The sequence below is a fragment of the Spiroplasma phoeniceum P40 genome, assembly GCF_003339775.1.
Lineage (GTDB): Bacteria > Bacillota_I > Bacilli_A > Mycoplasmatales > Mycoplasmataceae > Spiroplasma > Spiroplasma phoeniceum.
Map to the genome: position 1 here is coordinate 1,678,470 of NZ_CP031088.1, position 14,858 is coordinate 1,693,327.

General features: G+C 24.7%; 28 protein-coding genes and 1 tRNA gene. 21 read left to right on the top strand and 8 right to left on the bottom strand.

The genetic code is table 4. The features are described from left to right. Positions 1-81 precede the first annotated feature (81 nt). The 10 genes from SDAV_RS10250 (at position 82) to SDAV_RS12365 (ending at position 4,341) form a co-directional block, all read left to right on the top strand. Positions 82-492 (top strand): hypothetical protein, encoded by a 411-nt coding sequence (locus SDAV_RS10250; RefSeq protein ID WP_151202536.1) that lies wholly within the window; start codon positions 82-84, stop codon positions 490-492. Continuing rightward, positions 471-968, top strand: a complete 498-nt coding sequence (locus SDAV_RS10255) for a hypothetical protein (protein WP_114565487.1) — start codon at positions 471-473, stop codon at positions 966-968. Before SDAV_RS10250 ends, SDAV_RS10255 begins: the two co-directional genes overlap by 22 nt. A 19-nt stretch (positions 969-987) precedes the next feature. Beyond that, on the top strand, positions 988-1,374 hold the full coding sequence (locus SDAV_RS10260; protein ID WP_114565488.1) for a hypothetical protein: 387 nt from the start codon (positions 988-990) through the stop codon (positions 1,372-1,374). Continuing rightward, on the top strand, positions 1,355-1,510 hold the full coding sequence (locus SDAV_RS12350; protein WP_186823388.1) for a hypothetical protein: 156 nt from the start codon (positions 1,355-1,357) through the stop codon (positions 1,508-1,510). The genes SDAV_RS10260 and SDAV_RS12350 overlap by 20 nt, the downstream gene beginning before the upstream one ends. A gap of 204 nt (positions 1,511-1,714) precedes the next feature. Continuing rightward, positions 1,715-1,888 (top strand): hypothetical protein, encoded by a 174-nt coding sequence (locus SDAV_RS12355; protein ID WP_186823389.1) that lies wholly within the window; start codon positions 1,715-1,717, stop codon positions 1,886-1,888. Positions 1,889-2,189: 301 nt separating this feature from the next. After that, positions 2,190-2,600: a hypothetical protein gene (locus SDAV_RS10265; RefSeq protein WP_151202537.1), complete on the top strand. Its 411-nt coding sequence runs from the start codon at positions 2,190-2,192 to the stop codon at positions 2,598-2,600. Next, positions 2,548-2,925, top strand: coding sequence for a hypothetical protein (locus tag SDAV_RS10270; RefSeq protein WP_114565490.1), 378 nt, complete (start codon positions 2,548-2,550; stop codon positions 2,923-2,925). Before SDAV_RS10265 ends, SDAV_RS10270 begins: the two co-directional genes overlap by 53 nt. Positions 2,926-3,038: 113 nt before the next feature. Next, on the top strand, positions 3,039-3,314 hold the full coding sequence (locus tag SDAV_RS10275) for a hypothetical protein (RefSeq protein WP_114565491.1): 276 nt from the start codon (positions 3,039-3,041) through the stop codon (positions 3,312-3,314). Between the two features lie 97 nt (positions 3,315-3,411). Next, positions 3,412-3,570, top strand: coding sequence for a hypothetical protein (locus SDAV_RS12360; protein ID WP_186823390.1), 159 nt, complete (start codon positions 3,412-3,414; stop codon positions 3,568-3,570). A 615-nt stretch (positions 3,571-4,185) separates the two neighbouring features. Beyond that, a complete protein-coding gene (locus SDAV_RS12365) occupies positions 4,186-4,341 on the top strand; it encodes a hypothetical protein (RefSeq protein ID WP_186823386.1) in 156 nt (51 codons plus the stop codon). A 1,183-nt stretch (positions 4,342-5,524) separates the two neighbouring features. Here the strand turns inward: SDAV_RS12365 and SDAV_RS10285 are convergent. Then, positions 5,525-5,615, bottom strand: a tRNA-Ser gene (locus SDAV_RS10285). A 216-nt stretch (positions 5,616-5,831) separates the two neighbouring features. Here SDAV_RS10285 and SDAV_RS10290 point away from each other — a divergent pair. The 11 genes from SDAV_RS10290 to SDAV_RS10340 all read left to right on the top strand — a co-directional run bounded on the left by SDAV_RS10290 (position 5,832) and on the right by SDAV_RS10340 (position 11,857). Then, entirely contained in the window at positions 5,832-6,086 is a 255-nt protein-coding gene (locus tag SDAV_RS10290) for a hypothetical protein (RefSeq protein WP_114565493.1), read from the top strand. A gap of 18 nt (positions 6,087-6,104) precedes the next feature. Next, positions 6,105-6,317, top strand: a complete 213-nt coding sequence (locus SDAV_RS10295; RefSeq protein WP_114565494.1) for a hypothetical protein — start codon at positions 6,105-6,107, stop codon at positions 6,315-6,317. A 165-nt stretch (positions 6,318-6,482) separates the two neighbouring features. After that, positions 6,483-6,722, top strand: a complete 240-nt coding sequence (locus SDAV_RS10300) for a hypothetical protein (protein ID WP_151202538.1) — start codon at positions 6,483-6,485, stop codon at positions 6,720-6,722. Between the two features lie 16 nt (positions 6,723-6,738). Then, positions 6,739-7,008, top strand: coding sequence for a hypothetical protein (locus SDAV_RS10305; RefSeq protein WP_114565496.1), 270 nt, complete (start codon positions 6,739-6,741; stop codon positions 7,006-7,008). After that, complete coding sequence (locus SDAV_RS10310) at positions 6,980-7,660, top strand: hypothetical protein (RefSeq protein ID WP_114565497.1); 681 nt, start codon at positions 6,980-6,982, stop codon at positions 7,658-7,660. Before SDAV_RS10305 ends, SDAV_RS10310 begins: the two co-directional genes overlap by 29 nt. A 428-nt stretch (positions 7,661-8,088) precedes the next feature. Further along, the gene (locus SDAV_RS10315; RefSeq protein ID WP_114565479.1) at positions 8,089-8,313 is read left to right on the top strand and encodes a hypothetical protein; all 225 of its coding nucleotides are present in this window, start codon (positions 8,089-8,091) and stop codon (positions 8,311-8,313) included. 15 nt (positions 8,314-8,328) lie between these two features. Beyond that, the gene (locus SDAV_RS10320; RefSeq protein WP_114565468.1) at positions 8,329-8,517 is read left to right on the top strand and encodes a hypothetical protein; all 189 of its coding nucleotides are present in this window, start codon (positions 8,329-8,331) and stop codon (positions 8,515-8,517) included. A 32-nt stretch (positions 8,518-8,549) separates the two neighbouring features. Further along, positions 8,550-9,419 (top strand): hypothetical protein, encoded by an 870-nt coding sequence (locus tag SDAV_RS10325; RefSeq protein WP_114565480.1) that lies wholly within the window; start codon positions 8,550-8,552, stop codon positions 9,417-9,419. Then, complete coding sequence (locus SDAV_RS10330) at positions 9,419-10,765, top strand: hypothetical protein (protein WP_114565470.1); 1,347 nt, start codon at positions 9,419-9,421, stop codon at positions 10,763-10,765. The genes SDAV_RS10325 and SDAV_RS10330 overlap by 1 nt, the downstream gene beginning before the upstream one ends. A 2-nt stretch (positions 10,766-10,767) precedes the next feature. Further along, positions 10,768-11,370, top strand: a complete 603-nt coding sequence (locus SDAV_RS10335; protein ID WP_114565481.1) for a hypothetical protein — start codon at positions 10,768-10,770, stop codon at positions 11,368-11,370. A 67-nt stretch (positions 11,371-11,437) separates the two neighbouring features. Beyond that, the gene (locus tag SDAV_RS10340; protein ID WP_114565472.1) at positions 11,438-11,857 is read left to right on the top strand and encodes a hypothetical protein; all 420 of its coding nucleotides are present in this window, start codon (positions 11,438-11,440) and stop codon (positions 11,855-11,857) included. Positions 11,858-11,874: 17 nt separating this feature from the next. Here SDAV_RS10340 and SDAV_RS10345 read toward each other — a convergent pair whose 3' ends face one another. Genes SDAV_RS10345 through SDAV_RS10375 form a run of 7 tightly spaced genes read right to left on the bottom strand, consistent with a single transcriptional unit; the run spans position 11,875 to position 14,857 of the window. Continuing rightward, the gene (locus SDAV_RS10345) at positions 11,875-12,075 is read right to left on the bottom strand and encodes a hypothetical protein (RefSeq protein WP_114565473.1); all 201 of its coding nucleotides are present in this window, start codon (positions 12,073-12,075) and stop codon (positions 11,875-11,877) included. 4 nt (positions 12,076-12,079) lie between these two features. Beyond that, a complete protein-coding gene (locus SDAV_RS10350; protein WP_114565056.1) occupies positions 12,080-12,577 on the bottom strand; it encodes a hypothetical protein in 498 nt (165 codons plus the stop codon). Further along, positions 12,577-13,248, bottom strand: coding sequence for an ERF family protein (locus tag SDAV_RS10355; protein WP_114564604.1), 672 nt, complete (start codon positions 13,246-13,248; stop codon positions 12,577-12,579). Before SDAV_RS10355 ends, SDAV_RS10350 begins: the two co-directional genes overlap by 1 nt. Then, a complete protein-coding gene (locus tag SDAV_RS10360; protein ID WP_114564605.1) occupies positions 13,232-13,885 on the bottom strand; it encodes a hypothetical protein in 654 nt (217 codons plus the stop codon). Before SDAV_RS10360 ends, SDAV_RS10355 begins: the two co-directional genes overlap by 17 nt. Continuing rightward, the gene (locus SDAV_RS10365; protein WP_114564606.1) at positions 13,876-14,301 is read right to left on the bottom strand and encodes a single-stranded DNA-binding protein; all 426 of its coding nucleotides are present in this window, start codon (positions 14,299-14,301) and stop codon (positions 13,876-13,878) included. The genes SDAV_RS10360 and SDAV_RS10365 overlap by 10 nt, the downstream gene beginning before the upstream one ends. Then, a complete protein-coding gene (locus SDAV_RS10370; protein WP_114564607.1) occupies positions 14,301-14,549 on the bottom strand; it encodes a hypothetical protein in 249 nt (82 codons plus the stop codon). Before SDAV_RS10370 ends, SDAV_RS10365 begins: the two co-directional genes overlap by 1 nt. Continuing rightward, positions 14,549-14,857, bottom strand: a complete 309-nt coding sequence (locus tag SDAV_RS10375; RefSeq protein WP_114565474.1) for a pentapeptide repeat-containing protein — start codon at positions 14,855-14,857, stop codon at positions 14,549-14,551. Before SDAV_RS10375 ends, SDAV_RS10370 begins: the two co-directional genes overlap by 1 nt. Between the last annotated feature and the right edge of the window lies 1 nt (position 14,858).

The following is a 14,858-nucleotide window of genomic DNA, read 5'->3' on the forward strand; positions in this document are numbered from 1 at the left end:
GCTAGATTAGGAGTAAATAAAAATGAAATAATAATATAAAATAATTGATTATCATTTAATAATCGTGATTGAAAAATAAATGTGCCTTTAATTGTTGCACAAAGAAAAGTAAGAATGGAAATTGGGCGTGGTTTACTTTGTGATAGTGAAAATGAACAAGCATTAATACATTGACAAAATTGATATCATAAAAGAAAAATTTATGAAAAATTAATTAAAATGTCATGAACTAAATCATTATTAGGTGTTGCTGTTATGTTTATATATGAAACACATGATGGTGATTTAGATGTTATGTTAGGAACAGCATTATTTACTAATTTTGTATCAAAAATTAATGAAGAAGAGCAAGCAGCAGATATTTGAATATTACCAAATCAAGATGATACTGGTTATATCTTTCATGTTGTTATTAATGATAAATATATTCAAATTGATTCATATCCTAATGATTGAAAATACTCAAGCAGGTGCAAACTACTGGAAAAATAGATAAAAGTTTAAGAATTGAAAAAAAGAACTATATTAATAAATTAGGTCGTTTTCCATTAATTCAAATTCCTAATTTTATTCGTGCTAATCAACAAGGTCAAGCATCAAGTACAATGTTAAATGCTTATCCCGATATTTACCCTACTATGTGATTAATTGAAGATTTACAAGATAATTTATTTATTAAAAAGAAAACAAGAAGATTTTCACGAGCAAGAGGTTATATTCAAGCAACAAGTGAAGAAATAGATAATGTAAAAAAGAATAAAAAATCTTGAAATGATTATGAAAGTGATTTTGTTATTCAAAATGTATTAAATAACTATGATGAAAAAGGTGGTGGATCAACTGTTAATTATACTCAAGGACAATATAACTCAAATGATTATAATTTAGATACTGATCATATTTTTAAAAAATGTTTTTCGTGGTATTGGTTTAAGTTGACAAGCAGATGAACAAGGAACTTATACTAATCAAAATCAAACATTAATTATGCAAGCAGAAGATATTGAATCACAAGCAGTATGACAAGATTTTTTATTAGATTATTTATATCGTTTATTTGATTGTTGATGAATATTTCATAAATATTGAATTGCTGAAAATAGTAATTGAGATAAAATTGAACGCCCCTATTCATTAAAATTTAAACCAGCAGGAATTATTGACCAAATGCGTTTAGTTGATGTAAATAATACAAGAATAGAAAATGGTACTATGTCTCGTGCAAAATATATTCATATTGTTGATAGTATTCCTATGACATTTGCAATAAAAGAAGTTGAAAAAATTGATAAAGCACAATTAGAAACTAATTCTAAATTTGATTTAGAAAATGATAATACAGGTGGTATAAAAGATGAATTTAAACAAAAATAATAGTAAAGAATTAATACAAATTAATAATCAAGTATTATATACTGCAATGAGAATGGCATCTACTGATAGTAAAGTTATTAAGCGTAAAATCCAAGAATTAGATAAATGATTTATTTTTTCCTTTTGTAATTACTAATGGGTTATTCCATTAACTACAAGTGGATATAAACCAATTAATAGTATTCCGCAAGATTATTCAGATTTTACTTTAGCAATTACTGGTAATGCTACTATTATTGCTCAATGAAAAAATGCTTTTAAATTAAAACAAGTTAATAAAGGAACAGAAGAAAAAAACTTTAAAGATGCTGATAATTTTTATACTAAAATTATTAATCCAATGCATTATCCTACTAATCGTGGTGATATGTATGAAGCATATTTACAAAATAGTACAAGTGGTGCATATTTTTCATCGCAAGGAACGCCTGACCCTATTTTTCAAGGTATTTCAACTCAAAGACAATATACTTTATTATCAACAGATAAACAATTTGGTCAAAATGATGAATAAACCTTTATGTTGTTTTAAATAAAAATAATGAAAATATTGGTGGAGAAACTATTAATACTTATGAATATAATCAATCTATTCAATGATTATATATTTCTAATATTACAGATTACTATGATCCTTTTGATAATAAAAAGTTTTTATTTCAAGAAATTACATTTAGTAGTGTTAATGACCATTTATCTAAATCAGGTATGGCAATATGACAAAAAATACAACATGGTGCTATTGGTGAAGGTTATTTTTCCCAAGAATTATTAATGGAATTGTTGATTATGACCCATTTTAGCCGAAGATGTTGGTGTTAAAATGAATTGATTTAAAAGTATTAGGTTTAACTGCTTTTAGTTCTTTAACTGTTATTGGTCGCCCTATTAAATCAGGACAAATTAATAAAAGAGTATATCAACCACGAGATTTATTATTTTTCAGATGAATTAAGTGGAATGCCAATACTTTATTAACTAATTCTAATCCTGCTAATGTTTTATATAATTTACAAGGATTAAAACCATCTAATCAAACTACTTATGGAGAATGAACTAATATTTTTAATGCATTAGCAGATCCATTAGCAAAGAAAAATGCTGAAGGTGTATTAGGAAGTGATTTAATTGCTACTAGAGCAACAAATCCTAATAAAACACCTTTTTGAGATAGTGGATTACAATTTAAACCTAAAAGGTGCTTATGATACGAAACAAATTCGTAAATTTATTTATCAAGACCCAGAATATAAAAAAGTCTCTTTTGGTGTTGCATCATTTGATTATTCACAATTAAAATCTTCATCATTTCATGATATATTAAATGCTAATCGTTATACACATTCATCAATTTCATTATTACCTTGAGATGTTAATGAATTTACTAAATTTAGTCTTAATAATTTACCTATTGTTGGTAAAATAATTTCATTTTTTGATTTAGGTTTACCAGTTAAATTAATGAGTCAAAAAAAATACGCAATTAATACCAAAAATAGCACAATTAAATGCTTTTATTGATTATTTAAGTTATGAAATTATTCAAAATAGTTTATGAAAAGATAATAGTGCTGGAAAAGGTAATATTCCTTATGATATGTTCGTAATGAAACAGAAGACCAAGTTGGTGTTTAATTGGAAGTAATTCATTAACATTTGGTTGTATGCTTAAATTAACTGATAAAATCAAAACACATTATTATTCTGCAACTGGTCAAGATTTAGGTACAAAAGTTTATTCTACTATTGATTTAGGACAAAATAGAATTAATGTTAATGGTGGTACTGATGAAATTGTAATATTATCACAAGATTTTCAAGCATTAGATAAAGATACACCATTAACTAATTTAGATAATAAATTAGATTTTAATCCAACTACTGATGGAACATTAGAAAGTTATGTAATTGATTTAATTAATTTACAAACTATTGGTTAAAACTAATTTTTAAAATTACAACATATTCAGGAAAATCCATTTACTTTAAATGATAATATTACTGCATTTCAAAATTTTCAAGGTGAATGACAAAACAATGGCAAAATTTATTAAACCAAATGGGAATGTACAAGCATGAAATAGTGTTATTAAAACAAGTGCATTAGATTATGATTTATTAGAAGAAACAACATTTTTTTTACCCTTCAAGCAGTATTGCCACCAGACCCATTTACATATAAACCATATACTGTAAATATATTAGATGCTAATAGAAATTATCCATTAAAAACTAATATTACTGTAAATTCACACTGTATTAATCGTGGTAATTATTTTTAGATAATTTATATACTTCTTATTATGAATTAGAAGTTGATTTAAAAACAAATTAACCCAACAATTACTACTTTAGAACAATTTTTAAATGCTTATTCATCAATTCAATTTAATAATCTTAATAATTTATATGTTTGTGTATTTGAACCAGATATAAAATATTTTATTTCTAATAGAAATGTTAATTTATTAGCTGGGAAAAATAGTTGCAGCAATAATTTAGGTTTATTATCTAACGTAACTTTAAAAAAAGAAGGTTTATCACAACTTGACAATGTTAATTTTAATGGTAGTTTAATTTATGACCTTGCTAATATAAAAAGAAAATAAGATGAAAAACATTATTTACTGGTGAAACTACTAATACACCAAGTGAAGATTATAAAAGTATTTATTGGACTGAAAAAAATAGTGGTGTTTTTCAGTTTTTATTGAAAATTTCTGATATTTCTGATAATAAAGTTAAAGAAATATATTTACAAGCATATTATACAAATGATATGAAATTAAAAATTAGATTTTCAAAAAAAAATTGAAACCAGAATTAATATTTTTAGGTGGTGCTGGATATTGACCTTATTTTGGTAATGATAAAGATTTAACAATAGATATTAATAATCACCTTGTTTTAGGTATTAGAAATAAAAGTATTAACCCTATTAGTATTACAGTTATTCCCAAAAGTTAGGTTTTGATACTTGAATATATATATATATATATATATAATTGTGATTGTAAAAGGATTTAATGAAAGGAATTATAATAATGAAAAAGATATTAAGTCTTTTTAGGTACAATCACTTTAATTGGAACAAGTACAACAAGTTTAGTTGCTTGTAATAAAACACAAGAATACACACCCGAAGAATTAAAAGAACTAAAAGAAAAGAATAAAATAGATACTACTAACCAAGAAATTAAAGATAATTTAGAATGAATAGCAGCACAAGAAAAACCATTTAATTCTCAGGGAGATTATAAATATTATATAATTGTATGAAAAGGTGCAAAAAACGATAATTGAACAATTAAAAAATATAAAAATATAGGTTATACTGAAAATAATACAATAAATGGTATTATTAGTTATACTAAAATTGACAAGTCATATAGTGGCGCATTTTTATATAGAAATGAATTTGATTTAGCTGCAAATAAAACAAGAGAACATGCGACTTGAATTGAAGATGATGGAACTTTTTTAAATCAGTTTATTGCTGAAATGGTGAAGAACAAAAATTACCTAATTTAGTTATTGATGATAATGGTAATGTAAAAGTTAAGGGTGAATAAGATGGCAGTTATTAAAAAAATCGTTAGATTGTGAGATGCCTGATTGTAAAGATAAGTATTAGCAAAATTTAAAAAAGATGAAAATGATAATTTAGTTAGACAAATGCAGGGTGATTGACCTGTGCAGTTGTGTATTAATCATTTTAAAGAATTTCAACTAAAACTTAAAGAAACAATGGTATATATGAAAAGCAAGATAAAGGAATATAAAGATATGCTTAATACTATGATTGTTAAAAAGAATTAAAAAAGAGATTTAATATCTCTTTTTTGTCGGGCAGCTTGCCTGCTCTCTAAGAACACACCAGCAATTTTGTTTCTAGAAGTATTTACCGACTAGACTCTGACCGACAACAACGATAATCTTGTATATCATCATTATAAATAATTTTTGGAAATTGCAAGAATATATTTTAATTTCATGATTATTTAATAAGTCTAAATATTTATATATAAATATATTTGTTTGTAAATACCTTTATTACGTGTTTTAAGGGGTATATTAGCAATAAAATATATTAAGTTTAGATTTATATTTATGGAGAATTATGAAATTAAGTAAAAAAACTCTAGTTAAATGGCGGAACAGGAGAGATTTGAACTCTCACATCGGTTACCCGACCTAACATCTTAGCAGGATGTCCTCTTGTCCAATTTGAGTACTGTTCCATATGGAAATACTAAAAATGTCGTATTTTACAGCATTTCAATTTTATTATAACACTTTTATGTTATTTGTTTAGTATTTATATATATAAAAAGTATTGTATTGGTAAAATAATAGTGTAAAATAAAGTTAATGGTTTAATCTTTTTCCATAAAAAGAGTCTTAACTATAATTTGTTAAAAGTGTTAATCCAACACTTAAATAAGGAGTGCAAAATAATGGCAAATGTAGAAAAAATTAAAGAGATTTTAAATATTGATGATGAAAAAGCACAAGCAGTTAATGAATTATTAGATGCTCAAGCAAAACAAATTCGTGAATCAATTAAAAATCGTGAAGATGTAGTTGAAAAAACAGATTGAGAAACTGTTAATGCTCAATTACAAGAATTAAAAAATAAAAGTAATTTATTAGAAAATGAATTATATTTACAAAATTTTACAGATAAAGATAAAAAATTATTAGTTCATTAATTGATAATGAAAAATATAATGATTTTATCTAAACAAGAAAGAATAAATAAAATAGCAGAAGAATATAATCTAAATCAAGTTGATGGCACTGTTGATGGTGGATCAGTTATTGACCAAATGTTAAAAAGACAAGAAGAAATTAAATCTAATCGTTTAGAAGAAATTAAAAAAAATGGTGCTAAAACTGATGAAGATATTATTGAAATTGCTAAAAATTTACAATGACAATAAGGAGGATTAACCTATGGCAAAAATAGGTGAAAATCAAGTATTGCATTACCTACTCTTTTTCAAATTGGTGGAAATAGTCCAACAGAAAAAGCAATTGGTGATGTTGCAGTTTTACAAATTAAAAAAATTTTAGAAGCAGATAGTCAATATATTGACGCAACAGAAATGATGATGATGTCTGCTAAACAAATTTCAATGGCAGGTCCTTTTGAACAAGGGCAATATGTATTTCCTGAAAGAATGGTTTGAGGAAATGATTATGATACATCTGATGGTGCTGAACAACAATCAGTAGGAGTACGAAGAGCAGTCGTTATGATGGATCAAATGCTAACTTTTAAGTATGATGTTCCTTCATTTGATACTGTTCGTTTTATGGAATCACCTGTTGAAGTAAGAAACTAATACAATTGGAGAATGAATGCGTACTATTACTCGTAATTGATATTCAAATATGAATGCAATTTATTTACAAGGAGTTATTGATAGTTGTATTGCAACTGGTCAATATATTATATTACCAATTCCAACAGATGCAGATTCAGCACAACAAACATTTTATAAAATTAATGATATTGCTATTAATTTAGTACAAAAAATAAATGCATTAATGTTTGGTACTTCAAAAGATGATTTAGTAGTACATGTAGCTATGCCAGCATTTGCTCAATTTACAAAAAGCATATACTAAAATCTTAGACCAAATTGCAGCAGATACATTAGCAACTGGTCAATTATGAAGAAAAATGATTGTTGGTGTTGATGTATTTGAAAGTTGATATTTAGGTCGCCAATTTAATAAAGGTAAAGAAACTGGAATTAATAAAGACTTAGATTTTAATTTAAACTTTTCACAAACAGTTGGAGCATGAGGATTTATTGGACATAAAGAAGATTGTGCTATGCCACAAGGTTGAAAAAGTATTCAACAAGTAATTAATCAAAATACAGGTAATCTTCGTTATATGGGGCGTGGAATTTTTTCATTACCAACATTTATGCGACAAATGCATTGATTATTTGTAACTGGAACTCCAACAAATAATGATATTACTAATGCTCAAAATAAAAAAGGTTATACATTTGAGTTAGCACCTTGAATAAATTTAGTACCGCCAACACTACCTGCTTTATCAACAGTTATTACAACACCTAATTTAGGTCAAATTACAATGGTTGGTGATACACCAACAACAGCAGAATTAGAAACTGCTATTAAGACAAAAAATACTAATTATCAAACTGGAGATGCAACATTCTCTAATATTACATCTACTGGCACATTAGCAACTGGAAATCCAAATAAATATAGTGGAACAGTTTCTTTAATTTATTCAAAGTAAGTAGTGCCGTAGATATTCACGATAAAATTAAAAATGTTGATAGTTTAACAAATGATGAAATAATTAAAGGAATTATTGTACCTCAAAAAGTATCAAGTGAAGATTTAAGACCGCTTTTAAATGATAAAGTTTTAAAAGCAGTTAAAGCGGTTGATGCAAGTTTAACAGCAGATGATTATGATTGATGACCGTTATATTATCAAGGTGAACCATCAAGTTATGATATTACTACAACAGATATTTATGTTGATATTTATATTGCTGGTAAAAATAATGCAACTGGTGTATCACAAGTTCAGTATTATAAAGTACAAAAAGTAAATCAAATAAGTATTAAACAATTTAATAAAGATAATATTGGAACTTTAAAAACACCTTGATATAGTGATGTTCCTGATTTAACTAAAAAAGCAGATGTAATTACTGAAATGAATACTGGTTTTATTAAAGCAATTCAAAAACTTAATGCTGGTTTAACAACTTCAGATTATATTGTTAATATTTTAGATTATGATCATTCAATATTTAATGATAGAGATGAGGGTAATTTTAGCAATAATGTTTCGGTACCATATAGTTTAATTGGTACAAATTGATTAACTGGTGAAACAACAGGAATGGAAATTACAGTTCCTGCTGCTACTAAAAAATAAAAAGGAGTGAAAATTATGGCAAATACAATTAAACCAACTTTATTTGGAAATAATCAAATAAAATCAATTAATAATTCAAATCAAGAATGGAGTTTGCAAAAAGTAAATAAATCAATTAAAGAACAAATGGAATTAACTTTAACAGTTGATAATGGTTCAAATAGTGGTTCTATTTCATCTAAAAAACCAACAAAAATTGACTAGGAGGTAGGTAGGAAACTACCTTTTATTGTTTAATGTTAAAATTAATTAGATTATTAACTGCTGCTTTACAAGATACTAAAATTGGTGAATTATTAAAAGATGGTTTAAAAAAGTATGGCATTATTAAAAAAGAAACTTCTCAATTTAAAAAATTATATAATTGAACAGACCCAAGGAACGTTTTACAATATTTAAAAAAGGCAACAAAACAAGAAATTAATTCTTTATTAGATAAAATAGAAAAAAGAAGTTTAGAACAAGGGAAAAATTTATTTAATGAGCAATATCAAGATTCAAAAGAATGAGTTAATATTCAATCTAGTTGAATTAAATATGGTAAGTTTGAAATGACAAATAAAATTACTAATACGGGTAATGCTACGTTTTTATTTCAACCAAAGGTAAAAGTATATGGACCTTATACTTATCCTTCAATGCCGGCTGATGTTTGATTAGCAATAAAAAATGCTAATGCTAATGCTGGGACTTTATTTTGAAGAATTTGATTAAGAGTATGATTACCAAGTATGATTCGTAAACATGTTAAAGAAGGTTTAAAAAATAAAGGTATTTATTATGGCAAAATATCAAAAAACTTTATAAATGCAAAAGATATTAATGATTTAAGAAAATACATTAGAAAACTTGAACAAGGTTTTTATCGTAATATTGGTCATGATAAACGAAGAACTGTTAATCAAATTGGTACTTATAAGTGAAAACAAAATCAAGCACAACAATTTAGAAAAAAAAGAAGAGAATATTTATCACAATTTTCTAAAATAAATAAACCAATACAATTTGTTAATTTTACTAAAAAAACACAAAAAGTATTAAGAAATATTAAAATTGAAGGTAAAAAAATACAAAAAAATATTAAATATGTAAGGAGGGCTACATAATGGCAATACAATTAAAAGATATTGTTAATAAGTGAATGTATATATCAATTCAAGAATTAAAAGAATCTGGTTTTTGAACAAATGATTTTGAAGATAATAAACAAACTTATAGTGATGAATGAATTAAAAAAGCAATTAATTTAAGTTCAGTTAAAATTAATGATTGGACTGGTGGTTATATTGGATATGCCGATAATATTAATAATTTAACAGAAGAACAACAAATTGCTGTTAAATGAGCAACTGCTATTTATACTTTACATTGATTATCAAAAGGAACTGAATATCTTTTACAAGCAACAACTTTTTCACAAGGTAGTCAATCATACAATATTGATGTACCACAAGATATGCAATTTGTACCTGATGAAGTACAAAAAATATTAATTAATGCTGGTTTATATGAAAATATTCGATTTGCTAATTTAAAAGAAAAAGATAATTCTTGATTTGGTAATGATTGAAGATATGAATTTGATGAAGGAAGTGGATATGCTAGTTATGATTGAGTAAAAAATAATTATATTTCCAACAATAATATTACTTCAAGTGATAATTCAATTTTAATTAATTTTATAAATAAAATTGATTCTGTTCCTAAAAAATTAGATTTAAAAGTTAATAATATTTCCGTTAAACTGGATAATAAAAGTATTATATATAATTCTAATAATGAATTATCAGTGCCTTTTGATAATGATACGATTTATTATGAAAATAATGTATGAAAAGCAAAACAAGGTGGTGATATACCATCTGATGTTATTAAAGATAGTGATTTAAATAAAGATTATATTGATAAAGAAGATGGAAAATATATTGTTAAAAAAGCACAAAGTGGTAGTTCAATAACAGTTAATGCCCCATTACATCAAAAAGATGATAGTAGTTTAGAATTATTATTATCAGATGAATTTGGTGTTAAAAATAATAAATTATCTTTAAATCAAAGTTTTAAAGATACTTTTGAACAAGTAATAAAATGAATATTTGATATAGGTAAAAAAATAAAATGAGAAAAAGTAAGTATATCTTATACACCTGATAGTGCTAAGTATATTGATATTCCTGAATTTTCAGAAGAATATCGTTATCAAGTTTGATTATCACCAACTAATCGTAAAGGTGCTGAAGGTATGTTATGACTTGAACCACCTTATTTTACAGAAACAAAAGAAAATAAAACTTTATCTAAACATCAAGCAACTTGTTTTATTGATGATTTCGATAAAACCCCTTATAGTATTGCTTTATATAGTGCTAGTGGTCGGATTTATTTAACTAATGGTTCAGAGGGTTCTAATATACCAATTAATAGTGTTCGTATTTTTCGACAAGAGGTGTAAATATGATAGATAAAGAAAATATTATTATTAAAAATGAAAATGGTACTTATTGACAAAGATTAGGTTTTGAACAAAGAAATCCAAGTCAAAGTTTTAAAGCATGAAAAAATCGTAAGTTTTTAAAATATGATAAATATCCATTTCATATTAAAAAAGCATATATTATGCGATATAATGCACTGTCAATTTTATATCATACTCCATTTTTAAGTTTATATGGATTATTTTTTACTAGTTTACATTTTAATTGAATACCAACATTAGAACCAATTAAAGAGTTTATGTTTGGTCAACACAATATAACTGATGGTGGTTTTTTTGGATATACTGGGATTATTATATCTTATCCAATATTACATGGTACTGCTTGATTAACAACAAAAATACCTAAAATACCAGCAATTAAATTACCGATTGGTAAATGTTTAGAGCAAGTTTATAAAATACCAAGTTATATCTTATATTTAATATTATTTGGTTGATTAATATTTCGTAAATATCTTAAAAAACATAATGTTAATATTTGTCATAATTGTAAAAAAACAATAGAACAAGTTAAAAGTTGAAATCAATATTGTCTTAAAAAAAGATGAATAAAAGAATAAGATTTGTTATAATTAAATTGTACGTACGGCAAAATATATAGATTATAAAATAGAAAGGTGGCAATTTATGCTTACATCAACAATTGGAATTATTGTAATTGTTGCTTCTGTTGTAGGTGGGGTTGTTGCTAGTTTATTAATTGGTTATATTAGTAAATTAATTAAAAATAAAGCAATCTCAGTAAAAGCAGAACGCATTACAGATGATTTTAGAGAAAATGCTGAAGAAAAAATCTTTAATAAAATTGAAGATGCATTTGAAAATATTGTGTTAGTTATGAATGATATTAAAAATCATTTTGGTGGTGTTGGTACTCAAAATATTGCTCGTGTTGAAGAAGATATTAATGATTTAAAATTAGCAATTTCTGATTTAGAAAAATATGATAATGAAGAATTAATTGAAGCTACTTTACAACATAAAGCAACAAAACGAGACATTACTCATAAAGCACATAAAGTCGCAGGACTTAAATTAAAAAAATAACCAATTAAGGTTATTTTTTATTTGTTATTTACAATATAATAATTAATAAAATATTCTACTTTTTCTGAAAAAGTATAGTTTTGTGGTAAATTATTTCATATTTTTTCTTGTTCGGTATTTAAGTAAAGATTAACAGTTTTACGAACCATACTAGAATAATATATTTTTCTTCTTTGATTATATTTTTCTTTTCGTTTTTTATTATATGTTTTCTTCATAATATTACCTCTCATAATTAGCAATTATAATTGCATCGCGGAGATGATTACTTATTTTTTCATTATTATAAAATCAACCTTTACCATATTGATAAGTTAAATTAGGATCTTTATCATATTTTCATAAACAACTATTATTATATTTACTTAAATTTTCCATATTTTTAACAACTGATTTAGTATATTTTGGTGATATAAAATTAAAAGTAAATAAAGTATTTTCAATCGCACCCAGTAATCTTAATAAATCATCACGGTCTTTTGAACCATTAGCATTTGTATATAAGCAATCTTCAATATTTCGTATGTCTGATAAAATTTTACCTTTATTTTTTACATAATAATCTGAATATAAATATTCAAGTATAAATCCATCTATAAACTCAAAATGTTCTTTTCAATCTTTATTTTTAAATTCATGCTGTTTAACTAATTTATTATCTTCATAAATAACAATACCAGTAGTACCAGTACCTGATGGGTCAATACCTATTTTTATCATTATTTTAAAAACCTTTCTTTAAATTGATAATAAAAATCTTCACTTTGTTTTTTAATAATAACTGGTTCTAATTTTGTTGCACTTGTAGTTTCTTTAATAAATTTTTTTGCTTCTTCTTTAATATTTATATCTATTTTTGTATTTGTAATAAAATTTTTAATATTATTAAAATGTTCTAAACTCATTGAATTTGGATTATTATTTTCTTTAATAACTTGATTACTATTTTCTTTACTTATTTCAGTACTATCAGGATCTAATTCATCTGTTGCTATACCAAAAGTTTTACATAATCAATAACGAGCTCCATAAGTTAAAGCACTACCAATTGCTTTTGCAATATCTGAATTTTGTGCTGATAAAATAATTCCTAATTCTATTTTTTCACTACCTTTATAAAGTGTTAATAATCCTTTTGAATAATAATTTATTAATTTTCCACCTTTACTACTTTGTGTTTCTGTAAAACTTGGTTCTCCAACTGCTTGAATAGTATAAGTTATACCTTGTTTACGTAATTGTGGTTTTAAGGTTTGATAGAGGTCACTTTCTGTAAAATAATTATAATTATTATGGTCATTTCTGGCATTTTTACCAACAAAAAGATTTATATCAGATTGAATTTCTCCAATACTTTCAATTAAGGTTTTTGTTTTAGTTTCTTGTGGCATTTTCTCACTCCTCTCTTTCTTGTCATATTAAAATGGCTTCTTTAATTTGTTCTAAATCTTGTTTAGTAATATTAACTTTTTCTTTAATTACTATTTTTAATTTTGGATTTATAATTATCATTAATATTTTTTTATTATCTATACAAAAGTTTTTTTCTAATAAATAATAAAGTTTTAATTGTCAAATATAGCGTTCAATATCCGCTTTTTCATTAGAACTTGTAATTTTTCAATCACACATTATATATTCATTATCTGTTGTTATACCAATAAAATCAGTTGTACCACACATTAAAGGACTATAAAGTGTTTTTTCAGTTTCATAATGTCTAAATTTAATATCTTTAAAAGTTTCTTGATATAGTTTTATAAAATTTTTAAATAATTCACGATGTGATTTTATTTCACAATCAATAAATTCAATTAATTCATCATCAAAATTATTTTTTATTCAAACATCAATCATATTATGTATACATATTCCACGATTTTGTGCTAATTTTAAAATATTATCATCAATTTGCGAATAGTCTTTTGGTAATAAAATATTAACAATTTGACTAACACTAGGAATTAAAATGCTATACTTATGTAATTCATCATTATAAATATATAAAGGTTTTAAATCTAATCTCATAAAATTGCTTCATCATTACCAATATTTTGATTATCATTATTAAATAATTCTTTTGTATCAGATGAATTAAATTCTATTTTTTCTTGTGGTTTTTCAGATAAAGTATCTTTTTTTAAATTATTATTAGTTTGTAAAAATTCACAACTATAAACTCTTACCATTCATTGTATTTTATTATCTTTATCTTTATAAGATTGTAAAATACCTGTAATTGCAATTTGACTACCTTTTTGACAATATTGTTGTAATAAATTTGCTTGTTTATTTCAAACTTGACAAGGAATAAAATCAGTTTCTTTTTGGGTTGAATGTGGTCTTGCTACTGCTAATTGAAACATAGCATATTCTTTCCCATTTTGAGTTTTCTTAATTTCAATATCTTTTGTTGTTCTTCCAATTCCAATAAATTTATTCATTATTCATCCTCCTTACTAGGTAATTTGTCATATTTAGAATTATCTTTAAGATAAAATGTTATTCCATTATCGCAGCAAATTGAACTATGTTCTCATAAACAAGTTACTTTTTGAAAATCTTCTTTATATAATATTTGTTGTTTTAATTCTGTAAGTTCTTCTTTAAGTACATCATTATCACAAAATAAACAATAATCAGAGTTAATTTGATTAACAGGGCATTGACATTTTTTACAATATTTTGCCATTATTCATCCTCCTTAATAACAGTTAATTGGTCTAATTGTTTTTTTGTAATTCTAACACCTCTTAAATTAGCACCTTGTAAATCAGCACCTCGTAAACTAGCGCCAGATAAATCAGCACGATATAAATCAGCTTCTATTAAAACAGCATCTCGTAAATCAGCCCAACATAAATCAGCACATTGTAAATCAGCTTCTAATAAATCAGCACCTCGTAAATCTAATGTTTTACTTTCTAAATATTTACTGATTTGATTTTGTTCAACATCAATTCCTGTTAAATCTTTAATTAAATCTTGTAATGTTTTCATT